14 protein-coding genes are annotated in these 16325 nt (G+C 72.5%); 5 read left to right on the top strand and 9 right to left on the bottom strand.

Annotated features, from left to right (window positions below; genetic code table 11):
• Nucleotides 1-4: 4 nt before the first annotated feature.
• From ACFO6V_RS14640 to ACFO6V_RS14650, 3 genes are read left to right on the top strand one after another with little or no spacing between them, the layout of a single operon-like run.
• A complete protein-coding gene (locus ACFO6V_RS14640; protein WP_377136523.1) occupies nucleotides 5-466 on the top strand; it encodes a universal stress protein in 462 nt (153 codons plus the stop codon).
• 50 nt (nucleotides 467-516) lie between these two features.
• Nucleotides 517-984, top strand: a complete 468-nt coding sequence (locus ACFO6V_RS14645) for a fluoride efflux transporter FluC (RefSeq protein WP_377136524.1) — start codon at nucleotides 517-519, stop codon at nucleotides 982-984.
• Nucleotides 985-989: 5 nt separating this feature from the next.
• Nucleotides 990-1397: a fluoride efflux transporter FluC gene (locus tag ACFO6V_RS14650; protein ID WP_377136525.1), complete on the top strand. Its 408-nt coding sequence runs from the start codon at nucleotides 990-992 to the stop codon at nucleotides 1395-1397.
• Between the two features lie 55 nt (nucleotides 1398-1452).
• Here the strand turns inward: ACFO6V_RS14650 and ACFO6V_RS14655 are convergent, their stop codons facing one another.
• The gene (locus ACFO6V_RS14655) at nucleotides 1453-1851 is read right to left on the bottom strand and encodes a hypothetical protein (protein WP_377136526.1); all 399 of its coding nucleotides are present in this window, start codon (nucleotides 1849-1851) and stop codon (nucleotides 1453-1455) included.
• 138 nt (nucleotides 1852-1989) lie between these two features.
• Here ACFO6V_RS14655 and ACFO6V_RS14660 point away from each other — a divergent pair, with 138 nt between their 5' ends.
• Nucleotides 1990-2922 (top strand): 5'-3' exonuclease, encoded by a 933-nt coding sequence (locus ACFO6V_RS14660; protein ID WP_377136527.1) that lies wholly within the window; start codon nucleotides 1990-1992, stop codon nucleotides 2920-2922.
• A gap of 13 nt (nucleotides 2923-2935) precedes the next feature.
• Here ACFO6V_RS14660 and ACFO6V_RS14665 read toward each other — a convergent pair whose 3' ends face one another.
• Nucleotides 2936-3757 carry a sirohydrochlorin chelatase gene (locus tag ACFO6V_RS14665; RefSeq protein ID WP_377136528.1) on the bottom strand — a complete coding sequence of 274 codons (822 nt, stop codon included), beginning with the start codon at nucleotides 3755-3757 and terminating at the stop codon, nucleotides 2936-2938.
• A 189-nt stretch (nucleotides 3758-3946) separates the two neighbouring features.
• Complete coding sequence (locus ACFO6V_RS14670; protein WP_377136529.1) at nucleotides 3947-6673, bottom strand: phosphoenolpyruvate carboxylase; 2727 nt, start codon at nucleotides 6671-6673, stop codon at nucleotides 3947-3949.
• A gap of 56 nt (nucleotides 6674-6729) precedes the next feature.
• On the opposite strand from ACFO6V_RS14670, the gene ACFO6V_RS14675 reads away from it, so the two are divergent.
• Entirely contained in the window at nucleotides 6730-7599 is an 870-nt protein-coding gene (locus ACFO6V_RS14675; RefSeq protein ID WP_377136530.1) for a DNA/RNA non-specific endonuclease, read from the top strand.
• Between the two features lie 59 nt (nucleotides 7600-7658).
• Here ACFO6V_RS14675 and ACFO6V_RS14680 read toward each other — a convergent pair whose 3' ends face one another.
• The 6 genes from ACFO6V_RS14680 to ACFO6V_RS14705 form a co-directional block, all read right to left on the bottom strand.
• Nucleotides 7659-8522 carry an NAD-dependent epimerase/dehydratase family protein gene (locus ACFO6V_RS14680; RefSeq protein WP_377136531.1) on the bottom strand — a complete coding sequence of 288 codons (864 nt, stop codon included), beginning with the start codon at nucleotides 8520-8522 and terminating at the stop codon, nucleotides 7659-7661.
• A 102-nt stretch (nucleotides 8523-8624) separates the two neighbouring features.
• Complete coding sequence (locus ACFO6V_RS14685) at nucleotides 8625-9410, bottom strand: deoxyribonuclease IV (RefSeq protein WP_377136532.1); 786 nt, start codon at nucleotides 9408-9410, stop codon at nucleotides 8625-8627.
• 59 nt (nucleotides 9411-9469) lie between these two features.
• Nucleotides 9470-11149, bottom strand: a complete 1680-nt coding sequence (locus ACFO6V_RS14690) for an outer membrane protein assembly factor BamB family protein (RefSeq protein ID WP_377136533.1) — start codon at nucleotides 11147-11149, stop codon at nucleotides 9470-9472.
• A gap of 58 nt (nucleotides 11150-11207) precedes the next feature.
• Nucleotides 11208-12884, bottom strand: a complete 1677-nt coding sequence (locus ACFO6V_RS14695) for an outer membrane protein assembly factor BamB family protein (protein ID WP_377136534.1) — start codon at nucleotides 12882-12884, stop codon at nucleotides 11208-11210.
• Nucleotides 12885-12938: 54 nt separating this feature from the next.
• Complete coding sequence (locus ACFO6V_RS14700) at nucleotides 12939-14633, bottom strand: outer membrane protein assembly factor BamB family protein (RefSeq protein ID WP_377136535.1); 1695 nt, start codon at nucleotides 14631-14633, stop codon at nucleotides 12939-12941.
• Between the two features lie 51 nt (nucleotides 14634-14684).
• A complete protein-coding gene (locus tag ACFO6V_RS14705) occupies nucleotides 14685-16325 on the bottom strand; it encodes an outer membrane protein assembly factor BamB family protein (RefSeq protein ID WP_377136536.1) in 1641 nt (546 codons plus the stop codon).

Consider the following 16325-nt stretch of genomic DNA (forward strand, 5'->3'; position numbering starts at 1 on the left):
AAGGGTGACTGTGCGATCCGTGGTGGTCGGCGTTGACCACAAGAATCCGGACCTGGCTCGGCGGGCAGCGTCGCTCGTCCAGTCCCTGGGTGGGAGCCTGATCGAGCTCGTATGCGTGTGGGTCGACGAGACAGCCGTCTCGGACTCACGGGGATTCACCGTTTCGGTGGATCCGGACATCGCGGTGTCCTCGGATGCGTACGGGGCCGACGTCCTGGCGGGCCTGAACCGGGCGATGGCCGACGTCGGCCTGCCGTGGAGCGCCCTGCGCGGCGCCGGCGACCCTGCCGCCGAGCTGGGGCGGGTGGCCGACCAGGTGGAGGCCGCGATGATCGTCGTCGGTGCTCGGCGTTCCGGCCTGCGCGGCTGGACCACCAACATCGTGGGCGGGACGGTCGCCGGCCGGCTCATCCACAACCAGCCGCGCCCCGTGGTGGTTCTTCCGGGGGCGGCGTCGACGTCGTGAGCGATAGGTTCTTACCTGACCTGTCGAGCGTTCACGAAGGAGCACACCGGGTGACCCGAGCGCCGCACCGCGACTGGCGGTACGTCGGTCTGGTCGCGCTCGGCGGAGCCGCCGGCTCGGTTGCCCGGCACCTGCTGACCTTCTGGTCGGGAATCCTCCTGACTCCGCTGACCATCCTGTTCCCGAGCGCGGGCCATACGATCCTCTTCTTCCCGATCGGGACGCTCGTGGTCAACGTGGTCGGCGCGCTCGCCCTGGGATATCTCCTGGAGGCCCTCGCCCGACGCGGTCGCGAGACCGTGCGACGCCGCAAGATCCGCATCGGGATCGGGACCGGCGTGCTCGGTGGCTTCACCACGTATTCGGCGCTGGCGCTGCAGACGCAGCAGCTGTTCGGCGACGGGCTCGGCTGGATCGCGCTGCTCTACGTGGTGCTCACCCTCGCGGGCGGGACCGCTGCCTGCCTCGGCGGGATCGCGCTGGCCGCACGCTCCGACCGACGACGAGAGCGCAGGTGACATAGATGTTCGAGCTGCTCGTGGTGGCCGCCGGCGGAGGTCTGGGCGCCGCTGCCCGGTTCATGGTCGACGGCGAGATCCGGGCCCGTCACAACGGCGGGTTCCCGTGGGGGACGTTCGTCGTGAACGTGACCGGCTCGTTCCTCATCGGTCTGTTCACGACGCTGGCCTTCACGCTCTCCTACCTCGGGGTGCCGCACGGCACCGTCCGGCTGCTGCAGCTCGCCCTCGTCGTCGGCCTGTGCGGCGGGTACACCACGTTTTCCACAAGCACTGTGGAATCCGTGCGGCTGGCCCAGTCCGGCCGGATGCGGCTCGCGCTGGCGAACTCGCTGGGCACGCTGATGGTCACCGTCACGGCAGCCGGGCTGGGCATGTGGCTGGGCACGGTGTTGAGCGGACCGTACGGCTGACCCGGGCCGCGACGCCGCTCAGATCGTCGTCGGCGGTGCGCCCCGTTCGGCGGCCTTAGACCGGCACCTCGCCGGGGTTCAGAGCACCGAGGAAGAGCTCGGCCAGCAGCGTCCATTCCTTGAGCGGTCGGTCGCCGACGAAACGCGCCGCTTCCTCAGGTGTCCGGTTCACCAGCGCGATGTCGACGACGAACTGGTCGCCGCCCTCTCGCCAGACGACCGCGGCGTTCGTCCGCCGGCTCGATCCGCTGATCCCGGCCCGGAGCTCGTTCTCCGGCTTCTGCACCCGCTCGATCAACGGGTAGTCGCTGGTGTGTTCCCAGCTCGACCACGCGGACCTCAGTGCACGCTCGAGATCCGCCTTCACGGACGTGACTCGCGTCTCGCCGATAGCTGCCATGCCAAGGCCGAGTCCCTCGATCACCTCGGTCACCTGCTGTTCTTTGCTTGCCATGTTCGGACACTACGGGCACACCACACCGGAACCAGCCTTCGGCCGCTATTTCACCCAAATTGTTCCCGTACTGCGCCCTACGGGGCCCCCAGCGCGCTCAACCTACGAGTGTCGGTGTGCCGTGGCAGGCTTCGCTGCATGAGCCTGATGCTCCTCGACACCGCCTCGCTGTACTTCCGCGCCTTCTTCGGCGTCCCCGACTCGCTGCGGGCACCGAGCGGTGCGCCCGTGAACGCCGTCCGTGGCCTGCTCGACACGATCGCCTGGCTCGCCACGACGCACGGTCCCGACCGCATGGTCGCGTGCTGGGACGACGACTGGCGCCCCGCGTTCCGCGTAGACGCGATCCCGAGCTACAAGGCGCACCGCGTGGCGCAGGAGGTGCCCGGCACCACCGGCATCGAGGAGGTGCCGGAGGTACTGCTCGCCCAGGTCCCGATCATCGTGGAGGTGCTCGCCGCGCTCGGCATCGCGCGCGTCGGTGTGCCCGGCTACGAGGCGGACGACGTCATCGGCACCCTGACCACCCGCGCCGTCGAGCAGAACGCCGGACCGGTCGACATCGTCACCGGTGACCGCGACCTGTTCCAGCTGGTCGACGACGCCGCGGGCGTGCGCGTGCTGTACCCGGCGCGCGGCATCCGTGACCCCGACGTGGTGAACGAGAAGCGGCTGGCCGAGCGGTACGGCGTCGCGTCCGGGCAGGCCTATGCGGACATGGCGACGCTCAGGGGCGACCCGAGCGACGGCCTGCCCGGCGTGCCAGGCGTCGGCGAGAAGACGGCGGCCAAGCTGCTCGCCCAATACGGCGACCTGGCCGGGATCCTCGCCGCCCGCGACTCCGGCGACAAGGGCCTGACCACTACGCAGCGCCGTCGCCTGCAGGAGGCCGACGCCTACCTGCAGGTCGCACCCGTCGTCGTGCAGGTCGCACGGGACGCGCCGCTGCCGGTGTTCGATCCGGCGGTACCCAAGGCGCCCGCCGACCCCGAGGCGCTGGCGGCACTGACCGCCACGTGGGGCCTGCAGTCCAGCGTGGGGCGGGTGCGGACGGCGTTCGGCTGGGAGTGAGCCCGCTGACCGGTCAGGAGCCGACGGCGGCGTCGTAGCGGTCCAGTACCACCTGGACCAGGCGGGGGTCCGCCTTCTCGGCTCTGGCCGGACCGGCGACCGGATCGGTCACCACATCGGCGCCCGCCTCCAGCACGCGGTCCAGGAAGTACCCGGGCGCAAGCAGGTAGGACACGACGATCACCCGCGGCGCAGACGTATCCGCGCCGCCGGGGGTTCCGGATGTCGCTGGCGTCGCGTCCGCAGCAGCCCGGGCAGCAGCCCGGGCAGCGGCCACCGCGGCCGGCACGCGCGGCTCCGCCCCCGCTCCGTACGAGGGCGTGACGGGCCGCCCGAGTCGCTGGGCCAACGCGCTCGTGACCTCCTCGACGGCGGTGGCGGCCGCCGCCACCGAGGATCCGGCGGCCGCGAGCACCACGGCGTCGTCCGGTCGGAACGGGCCGTGGGCCGCCTCGGCGGCGGCATACCGGTCGGCGAGGATGTCGACGAGCAGCGGGTGCGGCCCGAGCGGCTCCGCGGCTACCGCCACGCCCGAGCCGGACGCGCTGACCGCGGCGACGGCCTGCGCGATGTCGTGCTGCACGTGGTACCCGGTGGAGAGCAGCAGCGGCACGACGACTGCGGCCGGACCGCCGTCGGAGGCGCCACCGGCAACCGCGTCCCGCACGGCCCCCGCCAGGACGTCACCGACCTCCGGCTGCTGCACGTCCACGAACGCCTCGCGCACGTCGAGCTCGGGCCGCGCGGCTCGAACGCCGTCGAGCAGGGCGCGCACCGCCGCCTGACCCGCCGGATCATCCGTCCCGTGGGACGTCCCGACCAGTACCGCACTCATCGTCTTCTCCCATCGGTCCACCGGATGTTCCCCACAGAGTGCCGCGAGATCGGTCAACTGCACTGCGGCATCCTTGAGTTCGGTCGCTTGCACCGAGATCGGTCGTTCGATGGACCGATCTCGAGGCAACCGACCGAACTCACTGGCCGTTGACGTGCAACGGACCGAACTCAGCGGCGACGCGCGCCGTCACCCCGTGTTCTGCAGGCCCGCCGAGACACCGTTCACGGTGAGCAGCAGCAGGTGCTGCAGCCGGCCCGCGTAGTCGCCGTCGACCGCTGAGCCGCCGTCGGACCCGGTGCGCAGGCCGCGCAGCGCGCGGACCTGCAGCAACGAGAGGGCGTCGACGTACGGCGACCGCAGCTGCACGGCGCGGCCGAGCACCCGTTTGGAGGCCAGCGGCCACTCGTTGCCGCTGATCTTCAGCACCCACTCGCGCGTGAGGCGGAGCTCGTCGAGCACCATCGCGGCGAGGTCGTCGCGCGAACCGAGCGCGAGGTACTGCGCGGCGATCCGCTCGTCGGTCTTGGCGAGCGACATCTCGACGTTGTCGAGCATGGTCGCGAACAGCGGCCACTCGGCGCGCGCCGACTTCAGCAGCTCGACGTCGCCGACCGCTGCGAGCGCGGTACCCAGGCCGTACCAGCCGGCCAGGTTGATGCGGGCCTGCGACCAGGAGAAGACCCAGGGGATCGCGCGCAGGTCGTCGAGCGAGTTGACGGAGAGGCCACGCTTGGCGGGACGCGAACCGATCGGCAGCAGCCCCACCTCCTCGAGCGGCGTGACCTGCGCGAACCATTTCGGGAACCCGTCGGCCTTCACGAGCTCGTGGAACCGCTCGCGGGAGGTCGCGTCGAGCGCCTTGGCGAGCGGGGCGAACTTCGCGGCAGCGCTCTCGTTGACGGCCTCGACCGACGGCGCGGACGCCAGCAGCGTCGCCGCGGCCACCTGCTCGATGTGCCGGGACGCGATGACGGGGTCGCCGTACCGGGCGAGGATGACCTCGCCCTGCTCGGTCAGCTTGAACCGGCCGTCCACCGAGTGCGGCGGCTGGGCCAGCACCGCCCGGTTGGCGGGGCCGCCGCCGCGGCCGAGCGCGCCACCGCGGCCGTGGAACAGCGTGAGCTTGAGGTCGTTGTTGCGGGCCCACTCGGCGATCCGTGACTGGGCGTCGTGCAGCGCGAGCGTCGCCGCCACCGGGCCGACGTCCTTGGACGAGTCCGAGTAGCCGAGCATGACCTCGACGCGCCGCCCGTTCTCGGTCAGCCGCTTCTGCACCGCGGGCAGCGTCAGCATCGAGTCCAGGATCGGCACCGAGTTCTGCAGGTCCGCGAAGGTCTCGAACAGCGGGATCGCGTCGATCACGGGCCCGGCCTCCGGGTCGTCCGCGAAGGCGTACGAGGCCAGCTCGTAGACGGCGGCGAGGTGCTCCGGCGCCTGCGTGAACGACACGATGTAGCGGCGCGCGGCACGCTCGCCGAACCGGCGCTGGATGGCGCCGAGCGCGCGATAGGTGTCGAGCACCTCGCGGGTCTTGTCGCTCAGCGCACCGTTGATCCCCAGCTCGCGGATCTCGGCGAGGGCGGCCGCGTGCACCTGCGAGTGCTGCCGCACCTCGAGCTCCGCCAGGTGGAACCCGAAGGTCTGCACCTGCCAGACCAGGCGCTGCAGGTCCCCGTACGCGGCACGGGCCGCGCCGGCCGCCACCAGGGAGTCCTGCACGATGATCAGGTCCGCCTCGAACTGCTCCGCGTTCGCGTACGCGAGGTCGGCGTCGCGGGTCCGGGTCGCGGAGATCCGCTCCGCGAGCGCCAGCATCACCGCGCGGTGGGGCTCGTTCGGCGAGGCCTCCTGCGCCCGCCGGGCGACCTCCTCGGACATCTGGCGGATCCGCTGCCAGAGCGCGTTGAGGTCCGACGACGGGGCGGTGCCCTCGGCGTCGAGCGTCAGCTTGCGCCCGGTCTCCACGGCCAGCCTCTCCAGCGCTGCCAGCGCGTGGTCCGCGGCGAGGGCCGCGGCCTGCCGGGTGATCTCCGCGGTGACGTTCGGGTTGCCGTCGCGGTCGCCGCCGATCCAGGTCCCGAGCTTCACGAACGGCTTCGCGACGGGGGTGGCGCGACCGGCGTCGTCAGCCAGGAGCCAGTCGTCGAGCCGCCGGTACACGTCGCCGAAGACGTCCACGAGGACGGCGTCGAACACGCCCATCACGGTCTTGACCTCGTCGATCACCGAGGGCTTGCTGGTCCGCACGGGTGCGGTGCGCCACATGGTGTCGATCTCGCCGAGCATGCGCCGTTCGTTCTCGGCGAGCGTCACGCCGCCGGGGCGGCGGGTGTCCCGCTCGCCCAGGAGGTCCGCCAGGCGGCGGATGGTGCCGCTGATCGCCCGACGGCGGGCCTCGGTCGGGTGCGCCGTCAGCACGGGCCGGAACTCGAGCTCGCCGAGCCTGCGCAGCGCCTCGTCCCGCCCGACCTCTTCGGTGAGCCTGGCGAACGCCGCGGGGATGGTGTCCTCGAGGACCGCCGGACCCGTGGTCGTCTCGGCCTCGCGAGAGCGCAGCACGCGGACGCGGTGGTACTCCTCGGCGAGGTTCGCGAGGTGGAAGTAGCAGGTGAACGCGCGAGCGACCTGTTCGGCGCGCTCGACCGAGAACGACGCGACCAGGTCCGCCGCCTCGTCCAGCGCCTGCGGCGACGGGTCGCCGTAGGCGCGGATGGTCAGCTCGCGGAGACGTTCGACGTCGTCCAGCAGATTCTGGCCCCCGTCCTCGCGGAGGATCCTGCCGAGAAGTCCGCCGAGGAGGCGTACATCCTCGCGCAGCGGGTCGGGTACCTCGTGCCGGGCGTTGCCGCGAACGGTCTGAGTTGATTCACTCACGGGTGAGAGCCTAGGACCAGATTGCCATTGCCCGTTCATCGTGTCCGATTGTTGGTCTGGTCATGACCTGCCCGACTCTGGTTGGCTGTCTGTCTGTGACCGGCTATGACGCAGAGTTCCTCGGTTTCACCGTCCCGCTTCCGGTCTCGCCCGACGAGGTACGTGTCCTGCACTACACCCACTTCTCGGTGCTGCTCGATCCGCGGCGCCGGCTTGCCGCGGCCACTGCCTGCATGGTCGACGGCGCGACGCTGCTGGCCCTGCGCCGCAGCGGCCGGTGGCGGCTGGACCGCCGGGTGGCGTCCGGGGAGCAGTCGGGCAGCGAGCTGTACTCGGGCAACCCGCTCGACCGTGGCCACCTGGTCCGCCGGCTCGACCCGGTATGGGGCGACGCCGAGACCGCCGCCCGGGCCAACCACGACACATTCACCTACACGAACGCCGCGCCGCAGGTGAACAGGTTCAACCAGTCGAAGGAGCTGTGGAACGGGCTCGAGGACCATGTGCTCGAGTACGCCGCAGCCCATGACCACCGCCTGGCGGTGCAGACCGGGCCGGTCTTCGCCGCCGACGACCCGCTCTACCGCGGCGTCCGCATCCCGCGCCTGTTCTGGAAGGTGGTGGCGTGGGTGGGGCCCGGCGACGTGCTGCGGGCCACCGGTTTCGTGCTGGACCAGACGCCACAGCTCGACGACGCCCAGCTCCACGCCATCACCGCGCAGGCCCTGGCCCGGGACGACATCCCGCCGCTGGGCCCGTTCCGGACGTACCAGGTGCCGGTGGCCGACGTCGCGGCGCTCACCCGGCTGGGCCTCGGCCCGCTCCCGGGGGCGGACGTGCTGGCGGAGCCGCCCCCGGCACCGTCGGGCACCCGGCCGACGGACATCACCATCCACCGCCTCCCGCGCGCCCGTGCCTGGTCGGAAATCCGAACCCCCGACCAGATCACCCTCCCTGGCCGCTGAGTGCTGGGTATTTGCGCGAAAGAACGGCGGAGAGCAACAAATACCCAGCACTCAGCGGGCTAGATGTGGTCCAGCCAGGTGTGGGTCGGGGCGTAGTTGAGGAGGCGGCGGGCCTTGTCGATGCTCAGCAGGGTCTCCCGGCCCACCAGCGGACGCTTGAGCGGCACGTCGGGGAAGACCTCCGCCGCCAGGTCGGCCGAGCTGCGCCGCATCACGGTGTCCTCGTTGGCGATGACGAACGCCTCGAACCCCGTGAGCTCCGCCTCGAGCGCGCGGCGCACCGCCTGTGCCCCGTCGCGGCCGTCGATGTAGCCCCACAGGTTCCAGCGCCGGGCCTGCGCGTCGTCCTGCCAGGACGGGAAGCCTGCGTAGTCCTCGGGGCGCATCACGTTGGAGAACCTGAGCGCGACCACCTTCAGCTCCGGGTCCCAGCGCGTGAAGTGCTTGGCCATCTCCTCCTCGAGCGACTTGCCGAGCGAGTACGTGGACTGCGGCAGGACGTCGTACTCCTCGTCCACCGGGAGGTACGGCGGCGGCACGTCGAACGGGAGGCCGAGCACGGTCTCGGACGACGCCGTCACCACGTTCCGGATGCCGACGACCTGGGCGGCGCGCAGCACGTTGTACGTGCTGGGCACGTTGTTGCGGAACGTCGCGGCGTTGGTCGCCAGGCCGGGCGCGGGGATCGCGGACAGGTGCACGACGGCGTCAGCGGCCCGTCCCTCGTCCACGCCGGACAGGAGCTCGATCACCTGGCCGAGGTCCGTCAGGTCCGCGACGGTGAAGTCGCCGGGGCTGCCCGGCGGGGGTGCCACCCGATCCGTCGAGACCACGTGGTAGCCCGAGTCCACCAGGTGCTCCACCACGAACTGGCCGAGCTTTCCGCTCGCGCCGGTGACCACTACCCGCTGCGTCGTTGCCATGCGTCCGATCCTGCCAGGTGGTCTCGACAAGCTCGACCAGCGGGGGCAGGTTCGACCGGCGGGGGCTCGACCAGCTCGACCAGCTCGACCAGCGGTGGTGCGTCAGCCCAGGCGCTCGCGCAGCCAGGCGATGTCGGGTGCCATGTCGCCCTTGGTCTCGCAGATGACGGGGGCGCCCGCCGCCGCGACCACCCCGACCAGGAGCTCCTCGGGGATCAGCCCCTTACCGAAGTTGATGTGCCGGTCCGCACCGGACCCTGCGACGTCGCGCGAGTCGTTGGCGTGCACCAGGTCGATGCGGCCGGTGATCGCGCGGATCTGGTCGACGGCCGTCGCGAGGTCGAACCCACCGGCCCAGGCGTGGCAGGTGTCGAGGGTGAACCCGACGTTGTCCCCACCGTTCGCCGTGGTCACAGCCGCCCACAGCTCCTCGATCCGCTCCAGCCGGCGTGCCATGGAGTAGTCGCCGCCCGCAGTGTTCTCGATGAGCACCGGGACGTCGGTCTCCAGGGCGTCGATCGCCTTGCGCCAGTTGTCGAAGCCCTTGGCCGGCTCGTCGTTCGCGGTGACGTGCCCGCCGTGCACGACGACACCCTTGGCGCCGATCGCGGAGGCGCCGTTCATGATCTGCTGCAGCAGCTTGCGGCTCGGGATCCGGATCCGGTTGTTCGTGGACGCCACGTTGATCACGTACGGCGCGTGCACGTACAGGTCCACGCCGGCCGCTGCGGCGTCGGCCCGGAGCGCCTCCGCACCGCCCTCGTACGGGAGGTCCGGGACCTTCCACGCCTGCGGGTCGCTGAGGAACACCTGCACCGTGTCCGCGCCAAGTGCCTTCGCCGCACCGATCGCGTCGGTCAGGTCCACGTGCGCGCCGATCTTCACCATGGCCCCACCATAGGACGGCTCACCGACACGGCGTCGGCCGGCACCATCGGCCGGCACCGTCAGCCCAGCCCGCGCACACTCCCCTGCGTCACCGCGAGCAGCCGGCCACCGACCGCGACCAGGGACGCGTCCTGGACCGGGCCGAGAACGTCCGCGATGGGCACGTCCCAGGCGAGATCGCCCGAGACCGCGTCGAGCGACACGAGATCGAACCTGCCTGTCTCGTTGTGCAGGAGCAGGAGCGCATGACGGCCGTCGGTGAAGGCCTGGAACAGGAACCGGTCGTCGGATTCGCCGTCGGAGCCCGATGCGATGTCCAGGGTCCACCGCCGGTCCCCGGTCGCGACGTCGAGCCCGCGTACCTCCCCGCCCGCGGCCAGGACGACCGCCGTCTCACCCACCTCGGCAGCGAACTGGAAGGCATCTGGTTCCCGGGCGTCCCAGCGGGGCGTCCCGTCGGGTTCGTAGGCGTGTACGCCCGGCGCTTCCTCGTCCCAGCTGAGCAGCAGGCCCGATCCGTCGACCACGTCCGCCTCGACTGCATAGCCCGCGACCGTCTCGAGAACCTCTCCGGCGGCCGTGTAGACGACGGTGTCCGTCGTCGAGTCGTAGCCCGACGCGAGATAGCCACCCGTGCTGAGGCCGATGATGCCGCTGGCTCCGGGTGCCGCCGCTCGTGGCAGCAGCTCTCCGTCCGGCGTGACGGACGCGTTGGCACCGCAGCCGTGCAGGTCGACGAGATCGCCCCCGATGCGCGCGCCGAACGCGTCCGGCTGCAACGGGTCGCCGCCCCCGGGATCGGAGACATCGCCCCATGCACCTGCCTGCCACGGGTTGCACTCCCCGGCGGGGGTCGCCACGAACGGCGCGGTGACGCTCCAGCGCTCCGCACCGGTGACGGCGTCCTCGGCGCGCAGCATGATTTCCCGGCCGGACTCGACGGTTCCCGAGCAGTCGCCGGCCGGCGAGCACACGGCGTCACCCAGGTCCACCGCCGAGATGTCACCGACCCGTCGCGCCCGCAGCACCGTGCCGTCCGGCCCGGGCCTGGCGGCTCCGTACCGGCGCGTGTCCGCGGGATCGAGGGTGCGCGGCCCGGACACCGCGCCGTCCGGCCCGACCACCACGACCTCACGTTCCTCGGGCGCACCCTGGAGGCACACCACGGAAGCGGTGGCGAGGTCCGACCTGCCCGGGTACCCGGTGGGCCCGCAGTCCGGGCGGTCGCCGAGCGGGATCGACCACGCCTCGGCGCCGGACGCCGGCTCCAGCGCGAGCAGCTCCTCGTCCGACACGAACACCAGCAGGTCGCCGAGGACGGCCACCTGGGCACTGCCCGAGTACGCCTCGAACCCGCTGGCGCCGACGGCACCGTCCCACGCCCACTGCTCGGTGAGGGGGGACGACAGGTCCGCCACACCACCGCGCACCTCGCGGATCCGGTCCAGCTGCTCGGCGGTGCGCACACCGTCCAGGGCAAAACTCGTCCCCAGGACTACCGCGAGCACCGCGGCGACCGGCGCCAGCGGGCGCAGCCACCGGGTCGCGCCTGTCGGCACCACCAGGTCGCCGCTCGCGCCGTCGCGTGGCTCCGAGTCGTCGTCAGGACCGCCGTCCGCCGCACCCTCGGGACGCGGGAGGCCGGCACGCGACAGATCGTCCGGCATGCCATCGCTGACCGCGTCGTCGTCGACGAGGTCGAAGACGAACGCGTCACCACCTGCCGGATCGCGTCCCATGCCGCTGAGCGTATGCGGAGCGGCCCGCCGAATCACTCGAAGTACGGCGACCCACTGCTCAGCCGAGCCCGCGGACGCCGTCCGGCGTGACCTCCAGGAGGTTGCCGTCGATCGCCAGCAGCCCGCTGCCGCCGATCTGGCCGGCTCCGTCGAGCACGGCTTCGTCGCCGTGCTGCTTCCAGGCCACCTCGCCGGACACCACGTCGAGCGATACCAGCCCCGCGCTGCCGTACCCGTTCTCGACGACCAGCAGCACGAACTGCCCGTCGGTGAAGCTGCGCGAGACGTAGAGCTCCGCCCCGTACTCGTCGGGGTCCGTGCCCTTCCACGCCCACCGTTCCTCGCCGGACGCGAGGTCCAGCCCGCGCACCGTCCCGCCGCCGGTCATGATCACCGCTGTCCCGGCGACCTGCGCGAGGAAGCTCTGGGCATCGGTGGTCACCTCGGCGTCCCAGCGGGGGGTGCCGTCGGTCTCGTAGGCGACGACCCGGGCTCCCGGCTCCCCGACGCCGAGCAGCGTGTCGGGCCCGGACCCGTCCACGGCACCCGGCTCTGCGGCGTACCCGTCGATCTCGCCGACGACGGTGCCGGCGGCGTCGTAGAGGACGGTCCGCACCGCCTCGCTGTAGGTGTAGCCGCTGTACCCGCCGTTGCGGAGGCTCTCCACGCTGCCGGTACCGGGCTCGATCTCGGTACCGAGCGCCACACCGTCCGAGGTGATGACGGCCTCGACACCGCACCCGTACAGCTGCACCAGCCTGTCGGTGATCCGGGCGCCGAAGCCGCCGGGATCGAGCATGCTGTTCAGGTTCACGGCAGTGCCTGACCCGTTCCAGGAGGTGCCGTACCAGTTGGCGCACTGGTCGGCGGGCGTGGGCCGGAACGGGACCGTCACGCGCCAGCGCTCCTCACCGGTGACGGCGTCCTCGGCCCGGACGGTGAGGTCCTGACCTGCTCGCACCGTCCCTGAGCACTCTCCCAGCTCGGTGCACTTCCCGTCGCCGAGACCGGACGTCGGCACCCGACCGGTCCGCTCGGCGCGCACCACCGTGCCGCCCGGCCCGGGCCGGGGTTCTCCGAACCGGCGGGTGTCCGCGGCGGACAGGACGCGTGGCGCCGAGACCACACCGTCCGGCCCGACCACTGTCACCGCCCGGTCCGCATCCGGGCCGGCCAGGCACACCAGGGCCGACGTCGCGACCTGCCCCCAGCCCGCCGAGCCGGTCGGCCCGCAGTCGGGGTCGGCGCCGAGCGGGACCACCCAGGCCTCGGCGCCCGTCGCAGCGTCGAGCGCGACCAGCTCGGCGCCCGACTCGAACACGAGCACGTCGCCGAGGACCGCCACCTCGACCCCCAGCCCTTCCTCGACCGCCGCCCGGGAGCCGACGTCGCCCTCCCAGGTCCACGTCTCGGTGAGCGGTGCGGACACGTCGACCACACCCCCGTGGACCTCGCGCATCTGCTCCGACCGCGCGGCGTCCCGTACGCCGTCCATCCCGAGACCCGTGCCGAGCACTATCGCCAGGACCGCGGCGACCGGCGCGACGCTGCGGAGCATGCGGCCCGACCCGGCCGAGGGTTCACCGGGCACGGCGCCGTCCCCGTCCGGCTGCTCCCCGTCCGGCTCGTCCCCGGCAGCCGCGGCAGGCGGTGCGAGAGGGCCCGCGGGGTCGGCCGCGCCGTCGTCGACCAGGTCGAAGACGAACGCACCACCCGGCTCCGGATCACGTGCCATGCGGTCGAGCGTATGCCGGTCGGGTCGGTCTCACCCAAGTCTCACCCGAGGCTCTCACCCGAGGCCACGCACGCCGCGTGGGGTGACCTCCAGCAGGTTGCCGTCCACCGCGATCAGGTCACCGATCACGCCCTGCTCGACGGTGTCGCCGTCCGTCAGGTCGAACGTGGTGATCGGGCCGCCGCCTGGCCGGTCCCAGAGCACCGCGCCGGAGGCCGCGTCGAGCGCCACCAGGCCCTGCGTCCCCCCGCCCGCCTCGCGTTCGGTCAGCAGGAGCACGGACTCGCCGTCGGTGAAGGTCTGGACGACGTGGGCGCTCCCGAAGTACCCGCCGTCGTCCGCCGACGCCGGGGCCGAGCCGTCCCAGACCCACCGCTCCGCGCCCGTGGCGAGATCCAGCCCGCGTACGGTCCCGGCTCCGGACGTGACGACCGCGGTGTCCCCCACCTGGGCGAGGAACTCCTGGCCGCCCGACTGCAGGACTATGTCCCAGCGGGGTGTGCCGTCCGGTTCGTAGGCGCGCAGGCGGCGCGCGGGCTCGTCGACCGCGAGCAGCGTCGCCGGCCCTACCTCGTCCGTGGCCGCCGGGCTGAGCGGATAGCCGACGATCTCGCCGACAACGTCGCCGTCGGCCGCGTACAGGCGGGCGCGGGCCACACCCTCGAAGGTCACCCCCGCATACCTGGTGGCGCCCAGCCTGATGACGCCGCCCCTGCCCGGTTCGATCTCCGTACCGAGCACCACCCCGTCCGACGTGACGGAGGCCTCGACGCCACACCCGTTCAGGTCGACAAGGCCCGCGGTGACGCGCGCCCCGAAGGTGTCCGGGGTGAGCTGCCCGCTGAGCACCAGCCGGGTGTCCGAGCCGCCCCAGGACCCGCCGAACGTGCGCGCGCACTGCACGGCGTCCGCCGCCCGGAACGGGACCGTCACCGTCCAGCGTGCGGCGCCGGTCGCCGCGTCCTCGGCGCGAAGCAGCAGGTCACGGCCCGCCTCGACGGTTCCGGAGCATTCGCCGGCCGCCGTGCACGCGGCGTCGCCGAGGTCTATCGCCGAGAGCGGTCCCGCCCGCTTCGCACGCAGCACCGTGCCGTCCGGCCCGACGTGCGGCAGGCCGTACGAGCGCGTGTCGGCGGCGTCGAGGACGCGCGGGGCCGACGTCGCGCCGTCCGGCCCCACCGCGACCACCTCGCGCTCGGTGCCGTTCCCGGTCCGCTGCAGGCACACCAGCGCCTCCGACGCCGGAGCGGCCCGGGCCGGCGAGACCGTCGGACCGCAGTCTGCGTTCGCGCGGAGCCGCACGGTCCAGGCTTCCTGACCTGTGGCCGGGTCCAGCGCGACCAGCCCGTCCTCGGACCTGAAGGCCAGCACCTCGCCGAGCACCACGACGTCGGCGGTGCTGCTCTCGCCGGAGCCCACCGTGCCGGCCCACACCCACGTCTCCTCCAGCGGTGCCGACACGTCGGCGACGCCCCCGGGGATGTCGCGCATCCGCTCGATCCGCGCGTGGTCGCGGATGCCTTCGACGACGAGCCCGGTCCCGAGCACGATCGCCAGGATTGCCGCGACCTGCGCGGCGGCGCGCCGCCTGCGTCCTGGGCTGCCCGACGCCGCGGGGTCGGCCGCCGCGAGCTCCGCATCGGGTGTCGTGCCCGGCCTGACGGAACCCGTCGGCACGTCACCGGCGGCCGCGTCGTCGTCGACCAGGTCGAAGACGAACGCATCACCCTCGTCCGGGTCGCGCGCCATGCGGCCGAGCGTAGCGCCGGGCGCCGCGCGGACCAGCCGGTCCGGCGGAGATCACCCGAGGCCGCGCACGCCCTCCGGGGTGAACTCCACGAGGTGCCCGCCGACGGCGATCGCCGGGCCGGTCAACGGCATGTGCCAGAGCTGCTTGCCGGTGTCCAGGTCGAGGGTCACGAGCAGCCCGTCGGAGGAACCGTCCCGCGACAGGTACTCCAGGGCCACCGTCTCACCGTCGGTCAGGGCGCGGGACCGCATCATCTCGGTCAGGTCGTCGCCGCCCCAGCTCCAGAGCTCCGCGCCGGTGGTCCGCGCCAAGCCCACCACCCGGTTCCCGCGGTTCACCACCACCACGTCCCGCCCCGCGAGCAGCACGCTCTGGCCGTAGCGCTCCGACCAGGCAACGGACCCGTCCTCGCGCACGGCCTCGAACCCCCAGGCGTCGGTGGTCGTCTGGACGAACCACAGGTCGGCCGGCGCATCGGGCGACGTCGCGTCGGTCCGTATCCAGCCGTCCAGGGTGTACAGGGTGTTGCCGGCCTCGTCGACGACCGTCGTACCCAGCCCCTCGCCCTGTACTGCGAAGCGGCCGGAACCGAGCTCGGTGACCCAGGCCGGCGCGGTCAGGCTGGCGTCGCCCACCAGATCGAGCCGTATTCCGTACGCGGACAACGTCGCCGACACGCCGCACCCGTCGACGACCACCGTCTCGGCCCCGGCACTGACGGTGACCACGTCCGGGTCCGTCGCCGACTCCGCGGTCGGCCAGTCGCTCGAGTCGGGCGTCCCCTGGCAGTTCATCGAGTTCATCGGGTCGAACTCGACGGTGCTCGTCCAGCGTTCCGCGCCGGTGCCGGCGTCCTCCGCGGTCACGCGCACGTCCCGGCCGGGGACCAGGTACCCGGACGAGCAGGTGCCCGACACGTCGCACTCCACCTCCCCTGCCGGATCTCCGGTCCGCACCGTCCGCACCGCCGTCCCGTCCGGCCCCGGGAACACGTGCTCGCCCTCGGCCAGCTCAGCGGACCGCGACCTGGTGCTTCCGTCAGGGGCGATGGCCACCACCTCGCGCGCGTCGTCCGCACCGTGCACACAGACCAGCACCTCGGTCGACGTCGACGCGTCGTAACCGGTAGGCCCGCAGGTGGGGCGCTCGCCCAGCGGGACCCGCCAGGCCACCCCGCCCTCCGCCGGATCGATGGCCACGACCTCCTCGAAACCCGGCAGAACCGGCTCGCCGGGCCCCGGCACCGGATCCACCCAGTAGCTCTGCGCATTGGTCGGGGGCACCACGAGCAGCCCGTCCATGATCACCACCTGCTGGTCCATGGACGCGTCCTGGCCCTGTTCGACGGGCGTGTCGAACCGCACCGCCCAGGTCTCCGCCGGCGGGTCCGCGAGAGACTCCACGCCCACCGGCGAGGTGCGCATCAGTTCAGCGCGCCGGTGGTCCCGCACCAGGTCGACCGCGGCGACCGTCACGACGCCGATCGCGACCGCCGCGGTGGTGAGCAGCCAGGTCCGCCGCGGCAGCCGCGAGAGCCCTACCAGCAGCCGGGGCTGGGGCTCCGCGGGGACGTCCGGCACTCCGTCGGCAACGTCCGCGGCACCGTTCGCGTCGTCGTACGCGTCGCCGTCCGACCCGTTCGCCTCGACCAGGTCGAAGACTACGGACTCCTGCTTGGCGGGCCGTGGCAT

The organism is Promicromonospora alba, assembly GCF_042654905.1.
GTDB lineage: Bacteria > Actinomycetota > Actinomycetes > Actinomycetales > Cellulomonadaceae > Promicromonospora > Promicromonospora alba.

Coding starts and splice junctions, on each gene's coding strand:
- ACFO6V_RS14685 (WP_377136532.1), bottom strand. CDS start 9,410: ATGGTGAAGATCGGCGCGCACGTGGACCTGACCGACGCGATCGGTGCG.
- ACFO6V_RS14690 (WP_377136533.1), bottom strand. CDS start 11,149: ATGGGACGCGATCCGGCAGGTGGTGACGCGTTCGTCTTCGACCTCGTC.
- ACFO6V_RS14670 (WP_377136529.1), bottom strand. CDS start 6,673: ATGAACGGGCAATGGCAATCTGGTCCTAGGCTCTCACCCGTGAGTGAA.
- ACFO6V_RS14655 (WP_377136526.1), bottom strand. CDS start 1,851: ATGGCAAGCAAAGAACAGCAGGTGACCGAGGTGATCGAGGGACTCGGC.
- ACFO6V_RS14700 (WP_377136535.1), bottom strand. CDS start 14,633: ATGGCGCGCGACCCGGACGAGGGTGATGCGTTCGTCTTCGACCTGGTC.
- ACFO6V_RS14695 (WP_377136534.1), bottom strand. CDS start 12,884: ATGGCACGTGATCCGGAGCCGGGTGGTGCGTTCGTCTTCGACCTGGTC.
- ACFO6V_RS14660 (WP_377136527.1), top strand. CDS start 1,990: ATGAGCCTGATGCTCCTCGACACCGCCTCGCTGTACTTCCGCGCCTTC.
- ACFO6V_RS14665 (WP_377136528.1), bottom strand. CDS start 3,757: ATGAGTGCGGTACTGGTCGGGACGTCCCACGGGACGGATGATCCGGCG.
- ACFO6V_RS14680 (WP_377136531.1), bottom strand. CDS start 8,522: ATGGCAACGACGCAGCGGGTAGTGGTCACCGGCGCGAGCGGAAAGCTC.
- ACFO6V_RS14705 (WP_377136536.1), bottom strand. CDS start 16,325: ATGCCACGGCCCGCCAAGCAGGAGTCCGTAGTCTTCGACCTGGTCGAG.
- ACFO6V_RS14650 (WP_377136525.1), top strand. CDS start 990: ATGTTCGAGCTGCTCGTGGTGGCCGCCGGCGGAGGTCTGGGCGCCGCT.